Source organism: Streptomyces sp. NPDC093149 (assembly GCF_044754145.1).
Lineage (GTDB): Bacteria > Actinomycetota > Actinomycetes > Streptomycetales > Streptomycetaceae > Streptomyces.
Genome location: NZ_JBIVON010000010.1, coordinates 42,523 through 62,267, shown reverse-complemented (window position 1 = coordinate 62,267; position 19,745 = coordinate 42,523). Strand labels below are relative to the sequence as shown.

The window sequence follows — 19,745 nt, the reverse complement described above, 5'->3', positions numbered from 1 at the left end:
CGCATCCCGGGGGCCGGTGGCCCAGGCGCCTCGCATGTCTTCCGGGGAGGGTGAGGCAGGCGGTGGTCCCTCCGGACTCAGGCAACGTCCAGGTCGCGCAGGATGCGCTCGCAGAGCTCGTGGGTGCGCAGGGCGTCCTCGGCGCTGAGCACCTTTCCGGCCCGCACGGCTTCCAGGAAGGACAGCACGCTCTGCTCGATGCCGCGCTGCCGGGCCACGGACACCCAGTCGCCGCGCCGCCGTACGCTCGGCTGCCCCTTGTGGTCGATCACCTCGGCGAGGTTGACGACCTCTCGTTTGGAGTCCTGCCCCGAGACCTCCAGCCGCTCCTCGGTCGAGCCGCTGAGCCGGTTCATCATCCCGATGGCGGTGAATCCGTCGCCGGACAGCTGCAGCACGACATGGTGCATCAGCCCGTCGCGGATCCTGGCCTGCACAGCGGTGTGCTCGACCGGCCCCGGAACCAGGAAGCGCAGGGTGTCGACGACGTGGATGAAGTCGTCGAGCACCATGGTGCGGGGATCCTCGGGCAGGCCCACCCGGTTCTTCTGCATGAGGATCAGCTCACGCGGGTGTTCGGCACACTGCGCGTAGCCGGGCGCGACCCTGCGGTTGAAACCGACGGCCAGGCTCACCCCGCGCTCCTCGGCAAGACTCACCAGCCTTTCGGAATCGGCGAGTTCGTAGGCCAGCGGCTTGTCCACGTACGTGGCGACGCCCGCGTCCAGCAGCCGGGCCACGATCTCCGGGTGCACGGCCGTCGGCGCGTGGACGAAGGCGGCGTCCAGCCCCTGGGCGAGCAGCGATTCCAGATCGGTGTGGCACTGCCCGGACGGGATCCGGTGGGACTCGGCGACCTCGGTCAGGGTGGCGGGGGTACGGGTCTGCAGATGCAGTTCGACCCCGGGCCGAGTGGTCAGAACCGGCAGATACGCCTTCTTCGCGATGTCGCCGAGTCCGATGCAGCCGACCTTCACAGGGATCTCCCTCTCACTGTCCGGCGCGGGCCGTTGCGATGCCGCCGGACGAGGGTGCCCCGTGGAGCCCTTCGGACGGATGTCTACCGCGGTGACCTGTGCGCCTCCTTCGTCCGGGCAGCATACGTGTGCTGCGGCGGCTGCCAGTCCGCGATGCCGTCGAAGGTCCGCAGGACCAGCGTGGGTCCGAGCCTTGAAGTGACGGACATCAGCGCGTCGCGCAGTGCCACGGCCGGACCGCTCGTCAGGCACATGAGCCGGGCGGCCTGGGCGGCCTTGCGGACGACGGCGGATGTACGGGGCAGCCGGTCGGCGGTGTACGCCGCCAGCCCCGCGCCGAGGTCCCCCTCGGGCGTCACATGGTGGGCGAGCACGATCGCGTCCTCGACGGCCTGGTTGCCGCCCTGTCCCAGGCTGGGTGCCATGGCATGAGCGGAGTCGCCGAGGAGGACGACGCGCCCGCGGTGGAAGGACGGCAGGGGGTCGGTCAGTTGGTGCACATCGTTGCGGAGCACCGTGCCGGGCTCGGCCGCGGCGATGATCGAGGGGATCGGGTCGTGCCAACTGCCGAACCGCCGCATCAGCTCTGCCTTCTCGTCGTCGGCGGCACGGGCTCCGGCGGGGGCCACCGCGGCCCCGTAGGCGTAGATCCGGCCGTCCTTGAGGGGCTGGGTGCCCCAGAGGGCGCCACGCCCCCAGGTCTCGTGCGGGGCGAACGGCCGCTCGGGCGCGGGGACGACGATGCGCCAGGTGGTGAATCCGGCGTACGAGGGTCCGGGGTGCGCCGGGAAGAGAGCCCCGCGCACCCGGCAGTCCCTGCTGGAGGCGACGGTCCGGCGGCTGGCGGAGCGTGAGGCCCGGGCGCTCGCGCCCGGTGAACTTCCGGTTCCGGGCAGCGGATCGGCTGAGGCTTCACGCACCGGCGCTGGGCACGGCCCGGACGACGGTACGGCGCAGAGCACGGAACACGGCGCCGGCGGCGAGACGACGCACGGGCCGCGCACCGACGCGCAAGCACTGATCGACGGTCTCGCGCTGACCCTGCACCGCTACCTCACCCGCCATCCCGAACTGCTGGTCTGCCGTTACGAGCTCGCTCTTGAGGCGACCCGGCGCCCGGAGCTGCGGGAGTTCTTCGACGCGACGGGACGGCAGTTCCGCGAGCCGCTGTCGGCGCTGATGACCGCGGCCGGATCGGCCGAGCCCGAACGGCACACCCTGTCCCTGGTGGCCTGGTGCGAGGGGCTGATGTTCTCGTGTGCCGCGGGATCGTTCCACCGCTCGGTGCCGACCGAGGAGGAACTGCGCACCGGCTTCACCGAACTGCTGCGCGGAATGCTGGGTTCCGATTGGGCATTGCTCTGACCGGAGTCACTCGTGCGGGCCAATCAGCGCTTCCCGGCTCACTCCGAACCGGGTCCGCACAGCAGAGTTGCTCAGGTGCAACGAACCAGAATCACCGTGAAGCTCCTGGTCGGCGTCGCCGTCACGACGCTGTCCGGCTGTGTGTCCGTGGCCCCGCAGGCGGACGTTCCGGCCCGGCCCGGCAACAGCAGGCCCGGCCAGGACCTGGCGCCGCAGATCATGCCGCCACCCGCCCACGACAGACTGGAAGCCGTACCGGGCCCGCGGGCGTCCGTCTCCGCGTCCGCCCCGACCACCGGCACATCGCCGGACACCCACCGCGTCGCGCCCCACGCGCCGCGACAACGCAACCACCCGGAAGCGGCACGGCCCCGGCCACGTCACGCCCCGCCCGCCGTGACCGCGCCCGCCCCGGCCCTGCCGGCCCCCGTCTCCGGGACGGACGTCTGCGCACTGGGGCGGGGGTACGGGCACTGGCCCGCGGGCAGCCCGCAGTCCCGCATCTGTGAGAACACCTACGGTCACTGAGCCCGGCAGGAGAGAGCCGGGTGGGTGGCCCGTCCGCCAGGGACGGGCCACCCCTCACAGCTCCCGCAGCCTCAGCTCCAGCCGCGCGATCGCCGCGCGGACCCCTCCCCTGTATCCGTCGTCCGCCCCGTCGTCCGCGAGCACATCGGAGGCGGCTCGCGCCCGGTCCAGATGGATCCGGGCCGCCTCGGGACGCTGGAGCTTCACATAGTCCGCCGCGAGATTGAGATGGAGCGAGGGGTAGAACGCCCGCACCGCGAGCGCATCGGCATGTTGCGCCGCACGCTCGTCGGTCAGGCTGTCCGCTGCGGTCAACGCCCGCAGGTCCCAAGCCAGTTCATCGCCGGGGTCGTCCTGGGTGTCGGCCATGTAGTGCGCGAGGGTACAGCGGTGCAGGGCATCACCGTCCTCGCCGATCTCCGACCAGAGGCCGCCGAAGCGATTGCGGGCCTCCTCCCGGTCACCGCCGTGCAGCAGCATGATCGCCTGGCCGATCCTGGTCATGACGGCGTCCTGCGACGCCTCCCGCTGCTCCGTCACCGCGGCCTCCCTGTTCCTGTCCACCCGTTCCCGATCGACGCTAGCCGCAGCCGCGGTCAATCCCGCAGAGGCTCGGGCGGGCGCCCCGGGTCTGTCCTCCGGGCGCCCGCCGTCGGCGGGGAGACGACCCCGGCGTCAGCCCAGATCGGGGATGCGCCAGTCGATGGCCTGGTGCCCCTGCGCCGCCACCGCCTCGTTGATCTGCGTGAACGGACGGGAGCCGAAGAACTTCTTGGCGGAGAGCGGCGACGGGTGCGCGCCCTTCACCACCACATGCCGTTCCTCGTCGATCAGCGGGAGCTTCTTCTGGGCGTAGTTGCCCCAGAGCACGAAGACCGCCGGATCGGGCCGCGAGGCGACCGCGCGGATCACCGCGTCGGTGAACTTCTCCCAGCCCTTGCCCTTGTGCGAGTTGGCCTCGCCCGCGCGCACCGTCAGCACGGCGTTGAGCAGGAGCACGCCCTGCTCGGCCCACGGCATCAGATAACCGTTGTCAGGGACGGGCAGTCCGAGCTCCTCCTTCATCTCCTTGTAGATGTTCCGCAGGGAGGGCGGCGTCTTCACACCCGGCCGTACCGAGAAGCACAGACCGTGCCCCTGCCCCTCGCCGTGGTAAGGGTCCTGACCGAGGACGAGGACCTTCACCTTGTCGTAGGGCGTGGCCTCCAGGGCGGCGAACACCTGGTCGCGCGGCGGATAGACCGGCCCCTTGGCCCGCTCCTCCTCGACGAACTCGGTGAGCTCCTTGAAGTAGGGCTTCTGCAGCTCTTCGCCGAGGACGCCGCGCCAGGACTCGGGCAGCAGGTCGGTGTCGGTCACGTCAACAACCTCCGGTAAGTAATACGTTCTTCACCCGAGAACCTACCGGGGGCCACTGACAACGGACCCCGCGAGCCCTGCCGCCGGCCTACCAGCTGGCCTTGCGGTACAGCTCCCACATCTGCATCACCGTCTGCGGGTCCAGGGCGCGCTCCCCGCCGCCGATGTCCTCGCCGGAGGCGACATACAGCTTGCCCTGCCACAGCGGCAGCAGCCGTACGTCGTCGACCAGGATCTGCTGGGCCCGTTCGAACTGCTTGCTGACCGCTCCCCGGTCGCTCTCCTTGCGGGTCTGCGGCAGCAGTTGCTGGGTGATCTCGTTCTTCACGTACGGCATCCCGGTGACGCTGTCCTTGCCCACGAAGGGGGCGATGAAGTTGTCCGGATCCGGGAAGTCCGGGAACCAGCCGCGGCCGAAGACGGGGTACTGGCCCTTGGTGAAGCCTTCCTGGAACTCCTTCCAGGGCTTGCTCCGCAGCGTGATCCGGAACAGCCCGGAGGCTTCCAGCTGACGCTTGAGCTCGTCGAACTCGGTTGCCGTGGAGGAGCCGTATCGGTCGGTCGTGAACCAGAGCGTCATCTCGACGGGCCTGGTGATACCGGCCTTGGCGAGGATCTGCTTCGCCTTGCCCTTGTCCGGTTCGCCGTAGGCGTCGAAGAAGCTGGTGGTGTGACCGGCGATGCCCTTGGGGACCATGGAGTACAGCGGCTCGGCGGTGCCCTGGTAGACCTTGGCCACCAGCGCGTCACGGTCGACGAGCTGGGCGACGGCCCGCCGTACGGCCACGTTCCCGGCGGCCGGGTCCTCGGGGTTGAAGACCAGGAATCGGATGTCCGCACCGACCGTCTCCACGATCTGCAGATCGCTGTCCGGGTCCTTGTTGTCCTCGAGATTGACGACCTCCTCGGCGGTGAGGCCTCGGTAGATCGCGTCGATCTCCTTCTTCTTCAGTGCCGCGACCACGGGCGCCGATTCCTTGAAGTACCGGATGGTCAAGGCGTCGTTCTTACGGTTGGCGAAGCCCTTGTAGTCCGGGTTCTTCACCAGATCGGCCCGATTCCCCGGCTTGTACGAATCAAGCAGATAGGGTCCGGAACCGGTGACCTTTCCATCGCTGCGGATCTTGTACTTCGAATAGTCACTGGGCGCCACGAGCGACATCGCGGGGGTGGCCAGGATGAAGGGAAAGGTGGCGTCCGGTTTGGTCAGATGGAAGACGACGACGTCGTCCCCCCTGGTCTCGACCCGGTCGAGCGAGCCGAGCATACCGAAGGGCCCGCCCTTGACCTTGATGTCCCTGATCCGGTCGATGGAGTACTTCACGGCCTCGGCGTCGAGTTTGTCGCCATTGGAGAATTTCAGGCCCTTGCGGAGTTTGCACCGGTAGGCCGTGCTGCTGGTATCGGTGAACGCGCACGATTCCGCGGCATCGGGCTCAGGACTGGTGCTGCCCGAGGGAAAACTCACCAGGGTCTGGAAGACATTCCGCATCAGCTCCCAGGAGTTGTCCCACGCCGCCGCCGGATCGAGGGTGGAGGGCTCACTGGTCGTACCGACGACTATTTTCTGCTCCTCTTTCGAGCTGCTGTCGGAGAGAAGTCCGCAGCCTGCCAGCAGAGAAAGGGAAGCAAGGATTGCAGCGGCCTGCACACTGGCCCGGTAGAACACGTGAACGCTCCTCGATCAGCCATGGGTCGGCAGACCTTACCGCAGTGCCCCGTCGGGTCAATCCGTAGGCCCGACAGGGCACTTGAGTCAATCAGGGCCAAAACCGCTCAGGCCGTGCTCAGCTCACGCCGGCATTCAGGAAAATCCCGCCGTCGACGACCAGGGTCTGTCCGGTGATCCATTCGGACTGGCTCGACGTGAGGAACGCGGCGGCGCCGCCGATGTCCTCGGGAGCGCCCAGTCGGCCGAGCGGATAGGCGGCGGCAGCCTCCGCCTCACGGCCCTCGTACAGTGCCCGGGCGAATTTCGTCTTCACCACCGCGGGTGCGATCGCGTTGACCCGGACGACCGGCGCGAACTCATGCGCCAACTGGAGGGTCAGATTGACCATGGCGGCCTTGCTCATGCCGTACGCGCCGACGAAAGGCGAGGCGGAGATCCCGGCGATCGAGGCGATGTTGACGATCGCCCCGCCGTTCTCCCTCTGCCAGGCCTTCCAGGTCTGCTGGGCGAAACCGAGCGCCGAGATCACATTGGTCTCGAACACCTTGCGAGCGACATTGAGATCGAGGTCCGCGATCGGACCGAAGACCGGATTCGTCCCCGCGTTGTTGACGAGGAAGTCGACCCGGCCGAACGCCTCCATGGTGCGCTCGACGGCCGCCGCCTGATGCGCCTCGTCGTGTGCCTTGCCCGCCACGCCGATGACCCGGTCGGAGCCGAGCCGCTCGACGGCCTCCTTGAGCGCCTCCTCGCCGCGTCCCGTGATGCACACCCGGTCACCGCGGGCCACGAGCGCCTCGGCGACGCCGTAGCCGATGCCCCGGCTCGCGCCCGTGATGAGCGCGACCTTCCCGCTGTCCTGCACAGTCATGACGTCCGTCTCCCTTCGGATCAGTTGAGCGGTCCGCCGGCGACGTACATCACCTGGCCGGAGACGAAGCCCGCCGCGTCGCCCGTGAAGAAGGCGATGGCGTTGGCGATGTCCTCGGGACGGCCGACGCGCTGCACCGGGATCTGCGTGGCGGCAGCGGCCTGGAACTCCTCGAAGCCCATGCCGATGCGGGCCGCGGTCTGCGCGGTCATCTCGGTGACGACGAAGCCGGGAGCGACGGCGTTGGCGGTGATGCCGAACTTGCCGAGCTCCTTGGCGAGGGTCTTCGTGAAGCCCTGCAGACCCGCCTTGACGGCGGAGTAGTTGGCCTGACCGCGGTTGCCGAGCGCCGAGGAGGAGGAGAGCGAGACGATGCGGCCGAACCCGGCGTCCACCATGTGCTTCTGGACGGCCTTGGCCATCAGGAACGCGCCCTTGAGGTGCACGTTCATGACGGTGTCCCAGTCGGACTCACTCATCTTGAAGAGCAGGTTGTCGCGGAGCACGCCCGCGTTGTTGACGAGGATCGTCGGAGCCCCGAGCTCGGCGGCGACCCGCGCGACCGCGGCTTCCACCTGGGCGCTGTCCGACACATCGCAGCCGACGGCGAGGGCGGTGCCCCCGTCGGCGGTGATCTTCTCGACGGTGTCCTTGCAGGCCGCCTCGTCGAGGTCGAGTACGGCGACGGCGCGGCCCTCGGCCGCCAGGCGTACCGCGGTGGCGGCGCCAATGCCCCGCGCCGCTCCGGTCACGATGGCGACGCGCTGCTCGGTGGTGGACATGCTTGGTTCTCCTCGCCCTTGGATCGCCGCTCAGCGGACGTCGGGGCACCCCCGGCACGCGATCCTCGTGTGCGCGGAACCTTCCCGATGACTGAGCAACCGCTTAGTACCTTCAGCAGACGAGACGCTAGAAGCCCTGGCACCCGGTGTCAACGGCCCACGGCCACAGGGATGCATGTCACACCCGACGGCGCCGCCGCCCCAGTGGTCAGGTGCGGCGCCGCAGGGCTGGAGGATCAGCGGACGAGCAGGTCGAGCAGCCGCGTGACCTCGCCTTCCGGGTCGTCCGTGAGGCCGCTGTGCACGGGGCTCGGCTGAATGACGGTGGAGCGCGGAGCGATCAGCCAGCGGAAACGGCGGCCGGCGTCGTCACCGGCTGCCTGGCCCGCGTCCGCACCACCGCGGCAGACTCCCTCCACCGCATGCAGGGCGGCCCGCACACCGACCACGTCGGCATTCGGGTCCAGGGCCTTCAGCTTGGCCTCGTCGAGATGGGTGCGGGCGGCGACGAACCCCCGCGCGCGGCAGTAGACGACCACGCCCGCGTTGAAGAACTCGCCGCGCTGCACCCGCGGCACCACGCGCAGCAGCGCGTACTCGAAGACATCGCGCTCACTCACCGCTGGCCGTCCTTGTCGTTCTTCTTGGTGGGGTGCGGCCACGGGGTGAGGTGCTCGGTGAGCCAGCCGGGGGCCTGGGAGGGCTTGGGTCCGGTGGGGGCCTCCATCGTGATGCGCTCATGGATGGTCGCGGCGCGCGGCAGCAGCGCCTCCACGTAGGCGCGGCGCAGGTCGTCCGTGGAATCGAAGCCGGGCTCGTCCACCAGCCACTCGTCGGGGACGTCGGCCGTGACCTCGGTGAGCAGTTCCTCCGTGACCAGCGGAGCGAGTTCGGCGGCGGCCGCCGCGACGTCGGGGGCGAAGGGGGCGAGCGCGTGGTCCGAGGCGTTGTACGGCTTGGCGGCGGAGGCCTGGGCTCCGGGCCAGTTGTGATGCCAGATCATGGTGGCACCGTGATCGATGAGCCACAGGTCGCCGTGCCAGATCAGCATGTTCGGATTGCGCCAGGAACGGTCGACGTTGTTGATCAGGGCGTCGAACCAGACGACCCGTCCGGCTTCCCGGGAGTCCACCTGGTAGGCGAGCGAGTCGAAGCCGATCGATCCCGGCAGGAAGTCCATCCCCAGGTTGAGCCCGCCGCTGGCCTTCAGGAGTTCCTGCACCTCCTGGTCGGGCTCGGCGAGCCCGATGACCGGGTCGAGCTGGATCTGCACCAGATCGGGGACGCGCAGACCGAGCCGGCGGCCGAGCTGTCCGCAGATGACCTCCGCGACCAGGGTCTTGCGCCCCTGTCCGGCGCCGGTGAATTTCATGACATAGGTGCCGAGGTCGTCGGCCTCGACGATTCCTGGCAACGATCCACCCTCCCGCAAGGGCGTGACGTAGCGGGTCGCTGTGACTTCGGTGAGCATTTTCCCAGGCTATACGGCTCAGATCCCTGGGGATCCATGACCGAGATCGACGCGGTGATGAGGCGGCAGTCGGCGACGGTGATCGTGGACGGCAGGACCATCACCATCACCCGCGCCCCGGCAGCACCCCACCCCGGCCACTGGAGCCCAGCACCATGCACAGGACCGCGCCGAACCTCCCACCACAGCGACGGCCCGGACGGCTTCGTCCCCGGCGCGGGGCTCGGTCTGTTCCAGTGCACCCGGCTCGCACAGTGCCTGGAGCTCATCGGTGCAGGCCGCGATCCGGGCGGCTTCGCGCAACTCGGCTTCCCGCGCGTCGGCCCCGCACGGGGTGGGAAGCCTGCTGAGACAGCACGGCCTGCCAGTCCTCAGCGCCAGGAACACTGCCGTGATCGAGGCAGTCACCACGCTCCCGCCCATCGTCATCGCCGACCTGTTCGCTTCCACCGCGGAGGCCTGGGCGAGGTGCGCGAACGACAGCTGGACCCACTACCTCGCAGCCCGGGAACGGCCCCGTGGCCAGTGGGTCCGTGCAGGAATGCCAGATCTTTCGACGGTGGCCCTGAACGTGCGACCTGTGGCGGTGAGGCGGTTCGGGTACTCAGGCGGACGCTGCCGATCGCCGTGAAGCAGGCAGGTCGCCGGCCACGCGGCGACGGGAGTCGGGGCGCCACGTGGCGACCAGGGCAGCGGCCAGCAGCAGTTCGGCGATGTCGCCGCCGTAGTACATGATCTCCGCGCCTTCCTGGACCTGAGAGATAGGGGCATGGATGTCGACCCAGAAGCCGCCGTACATCAGCTGGGCGATCACCGCGTGCGCCGCGATCGCGACACCGAGGCAGACCAGCCGGGCAGGCGCGCCCGGCCGGGAGGGGGCGGGGTCGGGGCCGGCGATGACGTAGGCGAACAAGCATCCGGACAGCAGGAAGTGCGCGTGCAGCAGCCAGTGCGCGCCCGGGTTGCCCATGGTCGCGTTGTAGAGGGGGGTGAAGTAGAGGGCCGCGAGGCTACCGGCGGACAGAGCCAGCGCGACCACAGGATGAGCGATCACCCGGGCGGGTGGGCTGTGCAGAACGGCGGTCAGCTGCCGTCCCCGCGCCGCGGGCAAGGTACGCAGCAGGAGGGTGACCGGGGCGGCGAGGACGAGCGCGAGGGGCGCGTACATGCCGATGAGCATGTGCTGGGCCATGTGGCCGCGGAAGTCATGCGCGAAGGAGGCCACGGGCGGCAACAGCGCCGCGCCGAGCAGGACGATGCCCGTCAGGAACCATGCGGTCCGCCACCGGCTCCAGCCCAGGGCGGGATTGCGGTGGCGGGCCCGGCGAGCGAGCAGCAGGTAGGCGCCGACGGCGGCCGGCAGGACGAGTGCGGGCAGCAGCCACCCGAGAAGGCTGCTGCCCGCGTCGTGTCCGTGTGCGGGCATGTCGAGATCCATCAGGCGTGCCGACTTTCACGCCGCCCGACCGGGGCGTTCGGGTCGAAGGGCCGGCCACTGCGCTGGAGCAGGTAGCCGCCCGCGACCAGCAGGGCGCCCAGGACGAGGAAGCCGATGTCCCACCACACCTGGCCATCTCCGGCGTAGACGTGGTGGATGCCGAGGATGTGGTGGTCCAGGACGCCCTCGACCAGGTTGAACAGGCCCCAGCCCACCAGCATCCAGCCCCACAGCACCCGTGAAGTCCATACCCGCAGCCGGTTGTGGGTGACCCTTGAGTACAGGATGGCGAGCCCGAGCAGTACCGCCAGCCAGCACACGGTGTGGAAGATGCCGTCCCACAGGGTGTTCATCTCCAGGCCGGAGACCGTGTCGGGGTTGTAGTACTTCACCCCGATGTGGTCCTGGTTGGTGCTGGAGAGCATGTGGTGCCACTGGAGCAGTTGATGCAGCACGATGCCGTCGACGAACCCGCCCATCCCCACCCCGAGCACGATGCCCGGCAACTGGATACTCCTCGGCTGCGAGAGACCCGCCCGCGTCTCGCCCATCGTGGTGGCCATCGCTCGTCTCCGCTCCTGCTGGAAGATGCCTCAGCCGCAGGTTCCCCTCTCCACGGCACTCACGCCGCGCGCATGCCCCCATCCGGAGCAATGGCTGTATCGAACCGCCTCCGCTCACGGCGTTCGGGCCGGGGAACATACGCACACCGGCCCCGCCGGTCGCCGAACGGACGGCGGGCGAGTCACCCCCGCTCGTGGACCAAGCAGAACGGTCGGCAGGGGTGAGGTGGGATTGGTCGTGGTGGAGCAGTACTCCGGCTCCCGGCCAGCTGAAGCCTCGTCACCCGCCGAGTGTGTGCCACTCCGCCCGCCGGGTGGTGGGGTGCGGGTCTCACACGGTTGCGATGCCCGGGTCACTCACGCCGGCTTGGCCGTTCTCGACGTGCCCGGCCAGGCGCCGCAGGTATCCGGCGTTGCCCTCGACGACGACCGTCAGGTCGTACCAGCGCTTGGTGGCGCGCAGGTCGATGCTCTGCTCGACGGTGGCGCCGGCGCGGACCATGTAGGTTTGGCGCTCGCCGCCGTACGCGTTGGTCACGGTGAGGTGTGCGTCGACGGCCGACAGGTTGGTCAGGGTGAGCTTCAGGTTGCCGGCGTCGTGGCGTGCCGTCACCTCCGGCTCGGCGGCTTTGTTGTTGCCCTTGAAGGTGCGCAGGAAGCCGTTGGGGCCGTGGACCGTGAGGTCGTAACTTCCGCCGGAGTACACCGAGTTCCAGCTGTCGGAAACGGGCTTCCCGGCTGCCGCGGTGTACGTCCACGGGCCGTCGGTGCGCTTCTGCGAGCGCACCTGGAAGGCGGCGCCCGCCTGGTCCCCTGCGCTGAACGTCAGCTTGTACTTGCCGGTGGTGAGGTCAGCGGCCCCGTCGACGTAGGGAACGTAGGAGAGCGGGCGGCTCGGCCGCGCCCCGGCCTCTTGCCGAGGCAGGGTGCCCTGGGCGGGTGGCCTCGGTACGTAGCTGTTGTGGCGGTCGCGGTCCGGCGGGGCATAGCCTGCGGTGTCCGGCAGGTCAGCCGGGTCTGTGATCTTGAGGGAGAAGTCGAAGGCGGATGTGAGGTCACCGCAGATGGCGCGCCGCCATGGCGAGATGTTGGTCTCCCTCACTCCGAACCGGTTCTCCATGAAGCGCAGGATCGAGGTGTGGTCGAAGGTCTCGGAGCAGACGTATCCGCCGGTGGACCATGGCGAGACGACGATCATCGGGACGCGCTGTCCGAGGCCGTAGGGGCCTGCGGCGTATCCGATACTCCCCTTGTAGTGGTCGAGTGTGGTGTCGACTGTGGACAGGCCTTGGCTGGCGGAGGCCGGCGGGTAGGGCGGCACGATGTGGTCGAAGTAGCCGTCGTTCTCGTCGTACGTGATGAACAGGGCGGTCCTGCTCCATACGTCGGGGTTCGAGGTGAGCGCGTCGAGGACGTGCGAGATGTACCAAGCACCGTAGTTTGCCGGCCAGTTGGGGTGTTCGGAGAACGCTTCGGGGGCGGCGATCCAGGAGATCTGCGGCAGTCTTGCGGCCTTGACGTCGGCTTTGAGGATGTCGAAGTATCCGTCTCCTGCCTTGGCGTTCGTGCCGGTGCGGGCCTTTTCGTACAGGGGGTCGCCGGGCTTGGCGTTGCGGTAGTTGTTGAAGTACAGCAGGGAGTTGTCGCCGTAGTTGCCGCGATATGCGTCGTTGATCCAGCCCCAGCCGCCGGCCGCGTCGAGGCCGTCGCCGATGTCCTGGTACACCTTCCAGGAGATGCCCGCCCTCTCGAGGCGTTCGGCGTATGTAGTCCAGCCGTAGCCCGCTTCCTGGTTGCCGAGGACCGGGCCGCCGCCGGTGCCGTCGTTGCCGACGTGTCCGGAGAGCATGTAGTAGCGGTTCGGGTCGGTCGCACCGATGAACGAGCAGTGGTAGTCGTCGCAGATGGTGAATTTGTCGGCGAGGGCGTAGTGGAACGGGATGTCGTCCCGTGTCAGGTACGCCATGGTGCCGGTGCCTTTGGCGGGGATCCAGTTGTCGTACTTGCCGTTGTTGAAGGCGCTGTGGCCACCGGCCCAGTCGTGGTCGAGGCCCGCGATGAACTGCATGCCCAGGTCGTCGGCGTCCGGGTGGTAGGGCAGGGTTTCCTTGCCGCCGCTTGTCTGGTGCCATACCGGTTTGCCGCTGGGCAGTGTCACCGGGCGGGGGTCTCCGAAGCCCCTGACGCCCTTCATCGACCCGAAGTAATGATCGAAGGAACGATTCTCCTGCATGAGAACGACGATGTGTTCGATGTCCTTGACGGTTCCGCTGCGGCGCGCCGCGGGGATGGCTGCGGCGCGGTCGATGGAGCCGGACAGGGCGGCGAACCCCGAGGTGGCTCCGGCGATTTGAAGGAAGCGACGCCGATTGATTTCGGTCATGGGTGTGGGAGTCCTCCTGCCACGTCGGTGATGTCCGTCCACGAAGGGGGCAGACGGAGTATTCAAGAGGACCCGGGCTTGAGGAAAGTGGGCCGAGGTGACGGTCGCGCAAAGAGTGGGTGGTTGGTGTGCGGGCCGAGCGCGAGATCCTGCGGCGGTCAGCCGCCTGTTTCGCCCGGGAGGTGAAGTTCGCCGCGGCCCACGCGGTGGATGCAGACCACGCGGGCAACACCGTCGGCGGCCGCGGTTCCCAGCCGTCGTGGGGCGGCGCCGGGGCGGGAGGGTTTCGGCGCTCGGGCCGGGCAGGGGGTGTTCGGGCGGATGCGTCGAAAATTGCGGGGGGACACGGGCGGGTGTGAGCCGGTCCGGCGGGCTCGGTTTCTCCCACGACCTTCAAAGACCTCGGACGATGGATCACGGCACAGCGGCTCAGGTGGGCGCAACTGCTGCCCGCACAGCGGTCACACCCGTCATGTCCGAGGCACCCGTACGCACCGTGATCTCGACAGCAGGCGTGCGGGCACCTCGTTTCCGATGAGGTGCCCTTCCTCGCCTTTCCCGGCGAAGACCCCGTCAGGGGGTTGGCGTTGCGGGCCCGGGTCCCTAAGTTATGAGCAGAACATGAGTCCCGCTCATATTTAAGGATCTACGCGATGGCCATGCTTCAACCACCGCGCCGCAGACTCGGATCCCTCACGGTGGTGTCACTGCTCCTCGCCGTGATGGCCCTGGCGCTCGGCCCGATGCCCAGCTCCGCGGCGGAACCCAACTGGTGGGATCCGACCGCCCGGCCCATACCCGACGCGCAGATCGACGTCACGGGCGAGCCCTTCAAAGGCACCGACGCCCAGGGGCGTGTAAGGGGCTTCGTCGACGCCCACGACCACATCATGTCCAACGAGGGCTTCGGCGGCCGGCTGATCTGCGGCAAGCCGTTCTCGGAGCAGGGCGTCGCCGATGCGCTCAAGGACTGCCCCGAGCACTACCCCGACGGCACGGGCGCAGTCTTCGACTTCATCACCAAGGGCGGCGACGGCAAGCACGACCCCAACGGGTGGCCCACGTTCAAGGACTGGCCCGCCCACGACTCGCTGACCCACCAGCAGAACTACTACGCCTGGATCGAGCGGGCATGGCGCGGCGGCCAGCGGGTGCTGGTCAACGACCTGGTCACCAACGGCGTCATCTGCTCGGTCTACTTCTTCAAGGACCGCAGCTGCGACGAGATGACCGCCATCCGCCTGGAGGCGCAGAAGTCGTACGACATGCAGGCCTTCATCGACAAGATGTACGGCGGCCCGGGCAAGGGCTGGTTCCGGATCGTCACCGACAGCGCGCAGGCCCGTGAGGTCATCAAGCAGGGCAAGCTGGCCGTCGTCCTGGGGGTCGAGACCTCCGAGCCGTTCGGCTGCAAGCAGGTCCTGGACATCGCGCAGTGCAGCAAGGCGGACATCGACCGCGGCCTGGACGAGCTGTACGAACTGGGCGTGCGCAGCATGTTCCTGTGCCACAAGTTCGACAACGCCCTGTGCGGGGTGCGCTACGACTCCGGCGCCCTCGGTACGGCCATCAACGTGGGCCAGTTCCTGTCGACCGGCACCTTCTGGAAGACGGAGACCTGCCGCGGCCCGCAGCACGACAACCCCATCGGCAACGCGAAGGCACCCGCGGCGGAGAAGCAGCTGCCGGCGGGGGTGGCCGTCCCTTCGTACGCCTCTGACGCGCAGTGCAACACCCGCGGGCTGACCGGCCTGGGTGCGTACGCGGTGCGCGGCATGATGAAACGCCACATGATGCTGGAGCTCGACCACATGAGTGTCAAGGCCGCGGATCAGGCCTTCGACATCCTCGAGTCCGAGTCGTACCCGGGCGTCATCTCCTCGCACAGCTGGATGGACCTGGGCTGGACCGAACGGCTCTACAGGCTCGGCGGGTTCATCGCGCAGTACATGAGCGGCTCCGAGGCGTTCAGCGCGGAGGCCAAGCGCACGGACGCGCTGCGCGAGAAGTACAAGGTCGGCTACGGCTACGGCACCGACATGAACGGTGTCGGCGGCTGGCCGGGCCCGCGGGGCGGGGACACCCCGAACCCGGTCACGTATCCCTTCCGCAGCACTGACGGCGGCTCGCTGATCGACAAGCAGACCACCGGCGAACGCAGATGGGACTTCAACACCGATGGCGCCGCGCACTACGGCATGGTCCCGGACTGGATCGAGGACATCCGGATCGTCGGCGGCCAGGAGGTCGTGGACGACCTCTTCTCCGGCGCCGAGTCCTACCTCCACACCTGGGGCAACACCGAGAAGCACGAGTCCGGGGCGAACCTGGCCTCGGGTGCCACCGCCTCGGCGTCCTCATCGGAGTGGTGGAACCCGGTCGTCAGCTTTGCGCCCGGCAAGGCCGTGGACGGCGACAACGACACCCGCTGGGCCAGCGAGTGGAACAACGACCAGTGGCTGCGGATCGACCTCGGATCCGTGAACCCGGTCAAGCGCGTCACCCTCGACTGGGAGGCGGCGTACGGAAAGTCGTACCGTGTCGAGCTGTCGGAAGACGGCACGAACTGGAAGGCGGTCTGGTCCACGGCCGCCGGTGACGGCGGCCTGGACACGGCACGTTTCGCCGGAACTCGGGCGCGCTACGTACGCATCACGGGGCTGGAGCGCGGCACCCAGTGGGGCTACTCACTTCGCGAGGTCGGCGTCTACGCCAGCTGACGCACCCGTGAGGCGGTGTCCAGGGCCGGGGCCGACCGAATCAGCTCTCCCGATCCGGCCGGCCCCGGCCGACTTTCCGGCGCATTCGACGACCGAGCCGCGCAGAGCGCGGGGAACCACGCGCCACGAAATTCGATAGCCCCCGTCAGGGGCTTGGCGTTACGGGCCTGCGTGCCTGACGAGAAGACCATGAGCCCTACTCACGTTTGAGGATTTGCGTGATCACTCACCACTCCGAAGCCCGCCTCTGGCTTCTGAGCACTCCCGGCACCTCTTACGCCTTCCAGCTGGACGCCGACGACGCCCCCCGGCACGTTCACTGGGGCCGGCCGCTGACCCTGGAGCAGGCCGTCGTGATCGCGGCCGACCTGCCCACCGAAGACCCTGCCGGCGACGATCCCGGTGGTGAGGAGTACGCGGTCGAGGGCGGCCTGCGCTTCGGGATGCCGTCGCTGACCGTCCGCTTCGACGACGCCGTCCGCGGCTTCGAGTGGCGGTTCCTCTCGCACACGGTCGACGACGACCTGCTCACGCTCTCCTTCACCGACCGTGTCCGCTCCCTCGGTCTCGAACTGAACTACCGGATCCGGGACGGCCATGACCAGATCGAGCGCTGGGCCGTCCTCACCGCGGGCGAGCCGGTGGACGTCCTGCGATTCGACTCCGCCGCCTGGACACTGCCCGCCCGCGACGACTACCGGGTCAGCCATGTGGTGGGGGAATGGGGCCGGGAGTTCCAACTCCAGCGCGACCGGGTGCCCGTCGGGGAGACCGTGTTCACCAGCCGTCTCGGGATCACGGGACAGCACGCCGGGCCGTGGCTGATGCTCGACGCGCAGGACGCCGCCGAGGAGCACGGCGAGGTCTGGAGCGCGGCCCTGGCCTGGAGCGGCAGCCGCCGGATCACCCTGCGCCGCACCCCCTACGGCCGCGCCTCCTGGACGGGCGGTTTCGGGCACGAGGGGCTGGTCTGGAAACTGCGCCCCGGCGAGCGCCTGGAGACCCCTGTCTTCACCGGGCTGTATGCCCCCGACGGCTTCGGCGGCACCAGCCGCCGCTGGCATGCCTACGTCGAACGTCAGGTGCTTCCCGCCCGCCCTGACGAGCGCCCTTTGATCTTCAACTCCTGGGAGGCGACCGAGTTCGACATCACCGAGAAGCAGCAGACCGAACTGGCCGAGCTGGCCGCGGATCTCGGCGTCGAGGTCTTCGTCGTGGACGACGCCTGGTTCGGCGCCCGCACCAGCGACATGGCCGGGCTCGGCGACTGGTGGCCCAACCCCGACCGCTTCCCGAACGGCCTGGATCCGCTCGCCGGCCACGTCCGCGCACTGGGCATGGGCTTCGGCCTGTGGGTCGAGCCCGAGGCGGTCAACCCCGACAGCGATCTCTTCCGTGCGCACCCTGACTGGATCCTCTGCCAGGACGGTCGTACCCGCACGCAGCGCCGCCACCAGCACGTGCTGAACTTCGCCCGCCACGACGTCCGGGAATGGGCGGTCGATTGGCTGGTCAGGACCGTCACCGAGCTGGACGTGGTCTTCCTCAAATGGGACATGAACCGGCCCTTCAGCGAGGCAGGGCAGCCTGGGGCCGTCGACCCCGACCGGGTCTGGATCGAGCACACGCGCGGGGTCTACGAGGTGATGGACCGGCTGCGCGCCGCCCGTCCCGGCCTGTACCTGGAGGCGTGCGCCGGTGGCGGCGGCCGGGCCGACCTGGGCGTGCTCGCCCGCGCCGACCAGATCTGGACCTCGGACAACACAGACGCCGCCGACCGTGTCGCCATCCAGCACGGCCACTGCCAGCTGCTGCCCGCCCGAACCATGGGTGCCTGGGTCACCGACAGCCCGCACGGCTTCACCGCCCGCCCGACCTCGGTCCGGTACCGCTTCCACGTCTCGATGACTGGGGCGATGGGCATCGGCGGCAACCTGAGGAACTGGAGCGAGGAGGATCTGGCCTGGGCCCGGATGCTGGTCGAGCAGTACAAGCGGATCCGGCCCGTGGTGCACGGCGGCGTCCAGTACCGCCTGGGTCACGACGCCGTGCAGTACCTCACCGAGGACGAGGTCGTCGTCTTCCAGTTCCAGCCGTCCGCGCTGACCCGCTCGGTCGCCCGTACCCGGCTGAAGGGCCTCGCCCCCGACGCCCGCTACCGGGATGAGACCACCGGCGCCGTCCACGAGGGAGCCGTCCTGCTCAGCCACGGTCTCCCGCCGCTGCTGTCCTTCGACTGGACGAGCGAGCTCGTCCACCTCAAGAAAGTGCCCCGATGAGTCTCGCCCCCGAGCGGCCCGAGGCCCTCACCGAGCCGGCCCGTAAAGTCGGCCCCGGCTGGGTCGCCCTGTACGTCCTGGCCAACGTCGGAATGTTCATTCCCATGCAGGCGCCGACCACGTTCCTGATGCCCGAGCAGATCGCCCAGATCGACCCGGTGGGGAAGGTCGGCAGCTACGCCTGGGTCAGCATGATGGGCGCGATCTCGGGAATCGTCCTCGCGCCACTGGCCGGCGCCCTCAGCGACCGCACCACCGGCCGGTTCGGCCGCCGTCGGCCGTGGATGATCGGCGGCTCACTGGTCTGCATGGCGGCACTGGCCTGCATCGGCATCCAGACGACCGTCGCCGGGGTCGCGCTCGGCTCCCTCGTGCTGTCCGCCGCCTTCATGATCATCGGTGCCGGACTCTCCCCGGTTGTGCCCGACCAGGTCCCGGTCGCCCAGCGCGGTGTGGTGCTGGGCTGGGCCATGGTCCCGCAGGCCGGCAGCATGATCGCGGGCGGGCTACTGCTCGGGCTGGTCACCGGCTTCTCCGCGCAGTACACGCTGATGGCCGCTCTGCCGCTGCTGATATTGCTCTTCGCAACCACCATGAAGGATCCACCGCTTCCCACTCGGCACCGCGAGCCGTTCTCGCTGCGTACCTTCCTGGACGGCTACCGGATCGACCCGCGCGAGCACCCCGACTTCATCTGGGCGATGAGCTCCCGGTTCATCATGGGGCTGGGCTATGGGATGGGCACGCTCTACCTGCCGTACTTCCTGGACGACGCACTGCACTACGAGCAGTTGTTCCCCGGCAGGTCGACCGAGGACGGCCTGCTCATCGTGATCGGCGTCAACTGCCTGGCCACGATCTCGACGGTCGTCCTCAGCGGCTGGCTCTCCGACAAGCTGGGCAAGCGGCGCATGCCGGCCTTCCTCGGCGGTGTCACGATGGCCGTCGCCGCGGTCCCACTCGCACTGTCGCCCACATGGACCATGACGCTCGTCGCAGCCGTCATCCTGGGCCTGGGTTACGGCGTGTACCTGGCCGTCGACACCGCCCTGGTCACCGAAGTGCTCCCTGCCTCGGCGGACCGCGGCAAGGACATGGCCCTGGCCAACCTGATGACTTCCCTGCCCTACGTTCTCGTTCCCCCGATCGCCTCGGTCGTGCTCGGCAGTCCGGGGGGCTACCGGTCGCTCTTCCTCTGCTCCGCGGCCATGTCCGCGCTGGGCGCGGTATTGGTCTGGAAGGTCAAGGCCGTCCGCTGAGGGCTGTCGTCTGCCGCGCGGCTCCGGTCATTCGCACCTCCGGCCGCGAAGCACGCCTTGACCACTACTGGTTGCCGG

17 protein-coding genes are annotated in these 19,745 nt (G+C 68.9%); 5 read left to right on the top strand and 12 right to left on the bottom strand.

All coding sequences use genetic code 11. The features are described from left to right. Positions 1 to 77: 77 nt before the first annotated feature. Both ACIQCZ_RS27585 and ACIQCZ_RS27580 read right to left on the bottom strand, forming a co-directional pair. On the bottom strand, positions 78 to 977 hold the full coding sequence (locus ACIQCZ_RS27585) for a Gfo/Idh/MocA family protein (protein WP_402285778.1): 900 nt from the start codon (positions 975 to 977) through the stop codon (positions 78 to 80). Between the two features lie 83 nt (positions 978 to 1,060). Next, on the bottom strand, positions 1,061 to 1,783 hold the full coding sequence (locus tag ACIQCZ_RS27580; RefSeq protein WP_402285776.1) for an FAD-dependent monooxygenase: 723 nt from the start codon (positions 1,781 to 1,783) through the stop codon (positions 1,061 to 1,063). Between ACIQCZ_RS27580 and ACIQCZ_RS27575 the strand changes: the two genes are divergently transcribed. After that, a complete protein-coding gene (locus tag ACIQCZ_RS27575) occupies positions 1,719 to 2,342 on the top strand; it encodes a TetR/AcrR family transcriptional regulator (protein WP_402285773.1) in 624 nt (207 codons plus the stop codon). The two genes, ACIQCZ_RS27580 and ACIQCZ_RS27575, sit on opposite strands and share 65 nt — an antisense overlap. A gap of 75 nt (positions 2,343 to 2,417) precedes the next feature. Beyond that, positions 2,418 to 2,870: a hypothetical protein gene (locus tag ACIQCZ_RS27570; RefSeq protein ID WP_402285772.1), complete on the top strand. Its 453-nt coding sequence runs from the start codon at positions 2,418 to 2,420 to the stop codon at positions 2,868 to 2,870. Between the two features lie 54 nt (positions 2,871 to 2,924). Here ACIQCZ_RS27570 and ACIQCZ_RS27565 read toward each other — a convergent pair whose 3' ends face one another. The 10 genes from ACIQCZ_RS27565 to ACIQCZ_RS27520 all read right to left on the bottom strand — a co-directional run bounded on the left by ACIQCZ_RS27565 (position 2,925) and on the right by ACIQCZ_RS27520 (position 13,409). Further along, the gene (locus ACIQCZ_RS27565) at positions 2,925 to 3,410 is read right to left on the bottom strand and encodes a hypothetical protein (protein WP_402285769.1); all 486 of its coding nucleotides are present in this window, start codon (positions 3,408 to 3,410) and stop codon (positions 2,925 to 2,927) included. Positions 3,411 to 3,545: 135 nt separating this feature from the next. Continuing rightward, complete coding sequence (locus ACIQCZ_RS27560) at positions 3,546 to 4,229, bottom strand: uracil-DNA glycosylase (RefSeq protein WP_351072868.1); 684 nt, start codon at positions 4,227 to 4,229, stop codon at positions 3,546 to 3,548. Between the two features lie 88 nt (positions 4,230 to 4,317). Next, positions 4,318 to 5,898: an ABC transporter substrate-binding protein gene (locus ACIQCZ_RS27555; protein ID WP_402285766.1), complete on the bottom strand. Its 1,581-nt coding sequence runs from the start codon at positions 5,896 to 5,898 to the stop codon at positions 4,318 to 4,320. 118 nt (positions 5,899 to 6,016) lie between these two features. Further along, positions 6,017 to 6,772, bottom strand: a complete 756-nt coding sequence (locus ACIQCZ_RS27550; RefSeq protein ID WP_351072872.1) for an SDR family oxidoreductase — start codon at positions 6,770 to 6,772, stop codon at positions 6,017 to 6,019. Positions 6,773 to 6,792: 20 nt separating this feature from the next. Next, on the bottom strand, positions 6,793 to 7,554 hold the full coding sequence (gene fabG, locus ACIQCZ_RS27545) for a 3-oxoacyl-ACP reductase FabG (protein ID WP_402285764.1): 762 nt from the start codon (positions 7,552 to 7,554) through the stop codon (positions 6,793 to 6,795). A gap of 236 nt (positions 7,555 to 7,790) precedes the next feature. Next, positions 7,791 to 8,174, bottom strand: a complete 384-nt coding sequence (locus ACIQCZ_RS27540) for a DUF3037 domain-containing protein (protein WP_402285761.1) — start codon at positions 8,172 to 8,174, stop codon at positions 7,791 to 7,793. Next, positions 8,171 to 9,025, bottom strand: a complete 855-nt coding sequence (locus tag ACIQCZ_RS27535) for a HipA family kinase (protein WP_402285760.1) — start codon at positions 9,023 to 9,025, stop codon at positions 8,171 to 8,173. Before ACIQCZ_RS27535 ends, ACIQCZ_RS27540 begins: the two co-directional genes overlap by 4 nt. A 604-nt stretch (positions 9,026 to 9,629) precedes the next feature. Next, positions 9,630 to 10,451: a cytochrome c oxidase assembly protein gene (locus ACIQCZ_RS27530; protein WP_402285757.1), complete on the bottom strand. Its 822-nt coding sequence runs from the start codon at positions 10,449 to 10,451 to the stop codon at positions 9,630 to 9,632. A gap of 11 nt (positions 10,452 to 10,462) precedes the next feature. Beyond that, the gene (locus ACIQCZ_RS27525) at positions 10,463 to 11,026 is read right to left on the bottom strand and encodes a DUF2243 domain-containing protein (RefSeq protein WP_402285755.1); all 564 of its coding nucleotides are present in this window, start codon (positions 11,024 to 11,026) and stop codon (positions 10,463 to 10,465) included. 331 nt (positions 11,027 to 11,357) lie between these two features. Further along, positions 11,358 to 13,409 (bottom strand): phosphocholine-specific phospholipase C, encoded by a 2,052-nt coding sequence (locus ACIQCZ_RS27520; RefSeq protein ID WP_402285754.1) that lies wholly within the window; start codon positions 13,407 to 13,409, stop codon positions 11,358 to 11,360. A gap of 653 nt (positions 13,410 to 14,062) precedes the next feature. Here ACIQCZ_RS27520 and ACIQCZ_RS27515 point away from each other — a divergent pair. The 3 genes from ACIQCZ_RS27515 (at position 14,063) to ACIQCZ_RS27505 (ending at position 19,667) form a co-directional block, all read left to right on the top strand. Continuing rightward, positions 14,063 to 16,129: a discoidin domain-containing protein gene (locus ACIQCZ_RS27515; RefSeq protein WP_402285752.1), complete on the top strand. Its 2,067-nt coding sequence runs from the start codon at positions 14,063 to 14,065 to the stop codon at positions 16,127 to 16,129. Positions 16,130 to 16,347: 218 nt separating this feature from the next. After that, the gene (locus tag ACIQCZ_RS27510) at positions 16,348 to 18,408 is read left to right on the top strand and encodes an alpha-galactosidase (protein ID WP_402285750.1); all 2,061 of its coding nucleotides are present in this window, start codon (positions 16,348 to 16,350) and stop codon (positions 18,406 to 18,408) included. Next, entirely contained in the window at positions 18,405 to 19,667 is a 1,263-nt protein-coding gene (locus tag ACIQCZ_RS27505; RefSeq protein WP_402285748.1) for an MFS transporter, read from the top strand. Before ACIQCZ_RS27510 ends, ACIQCZ_RS27505 begins: the two co-directional genes overlap by 4 nt. The last annotated feature ends 78 nt before the right edge of the window (positions 19,668 to 19,745 follow it).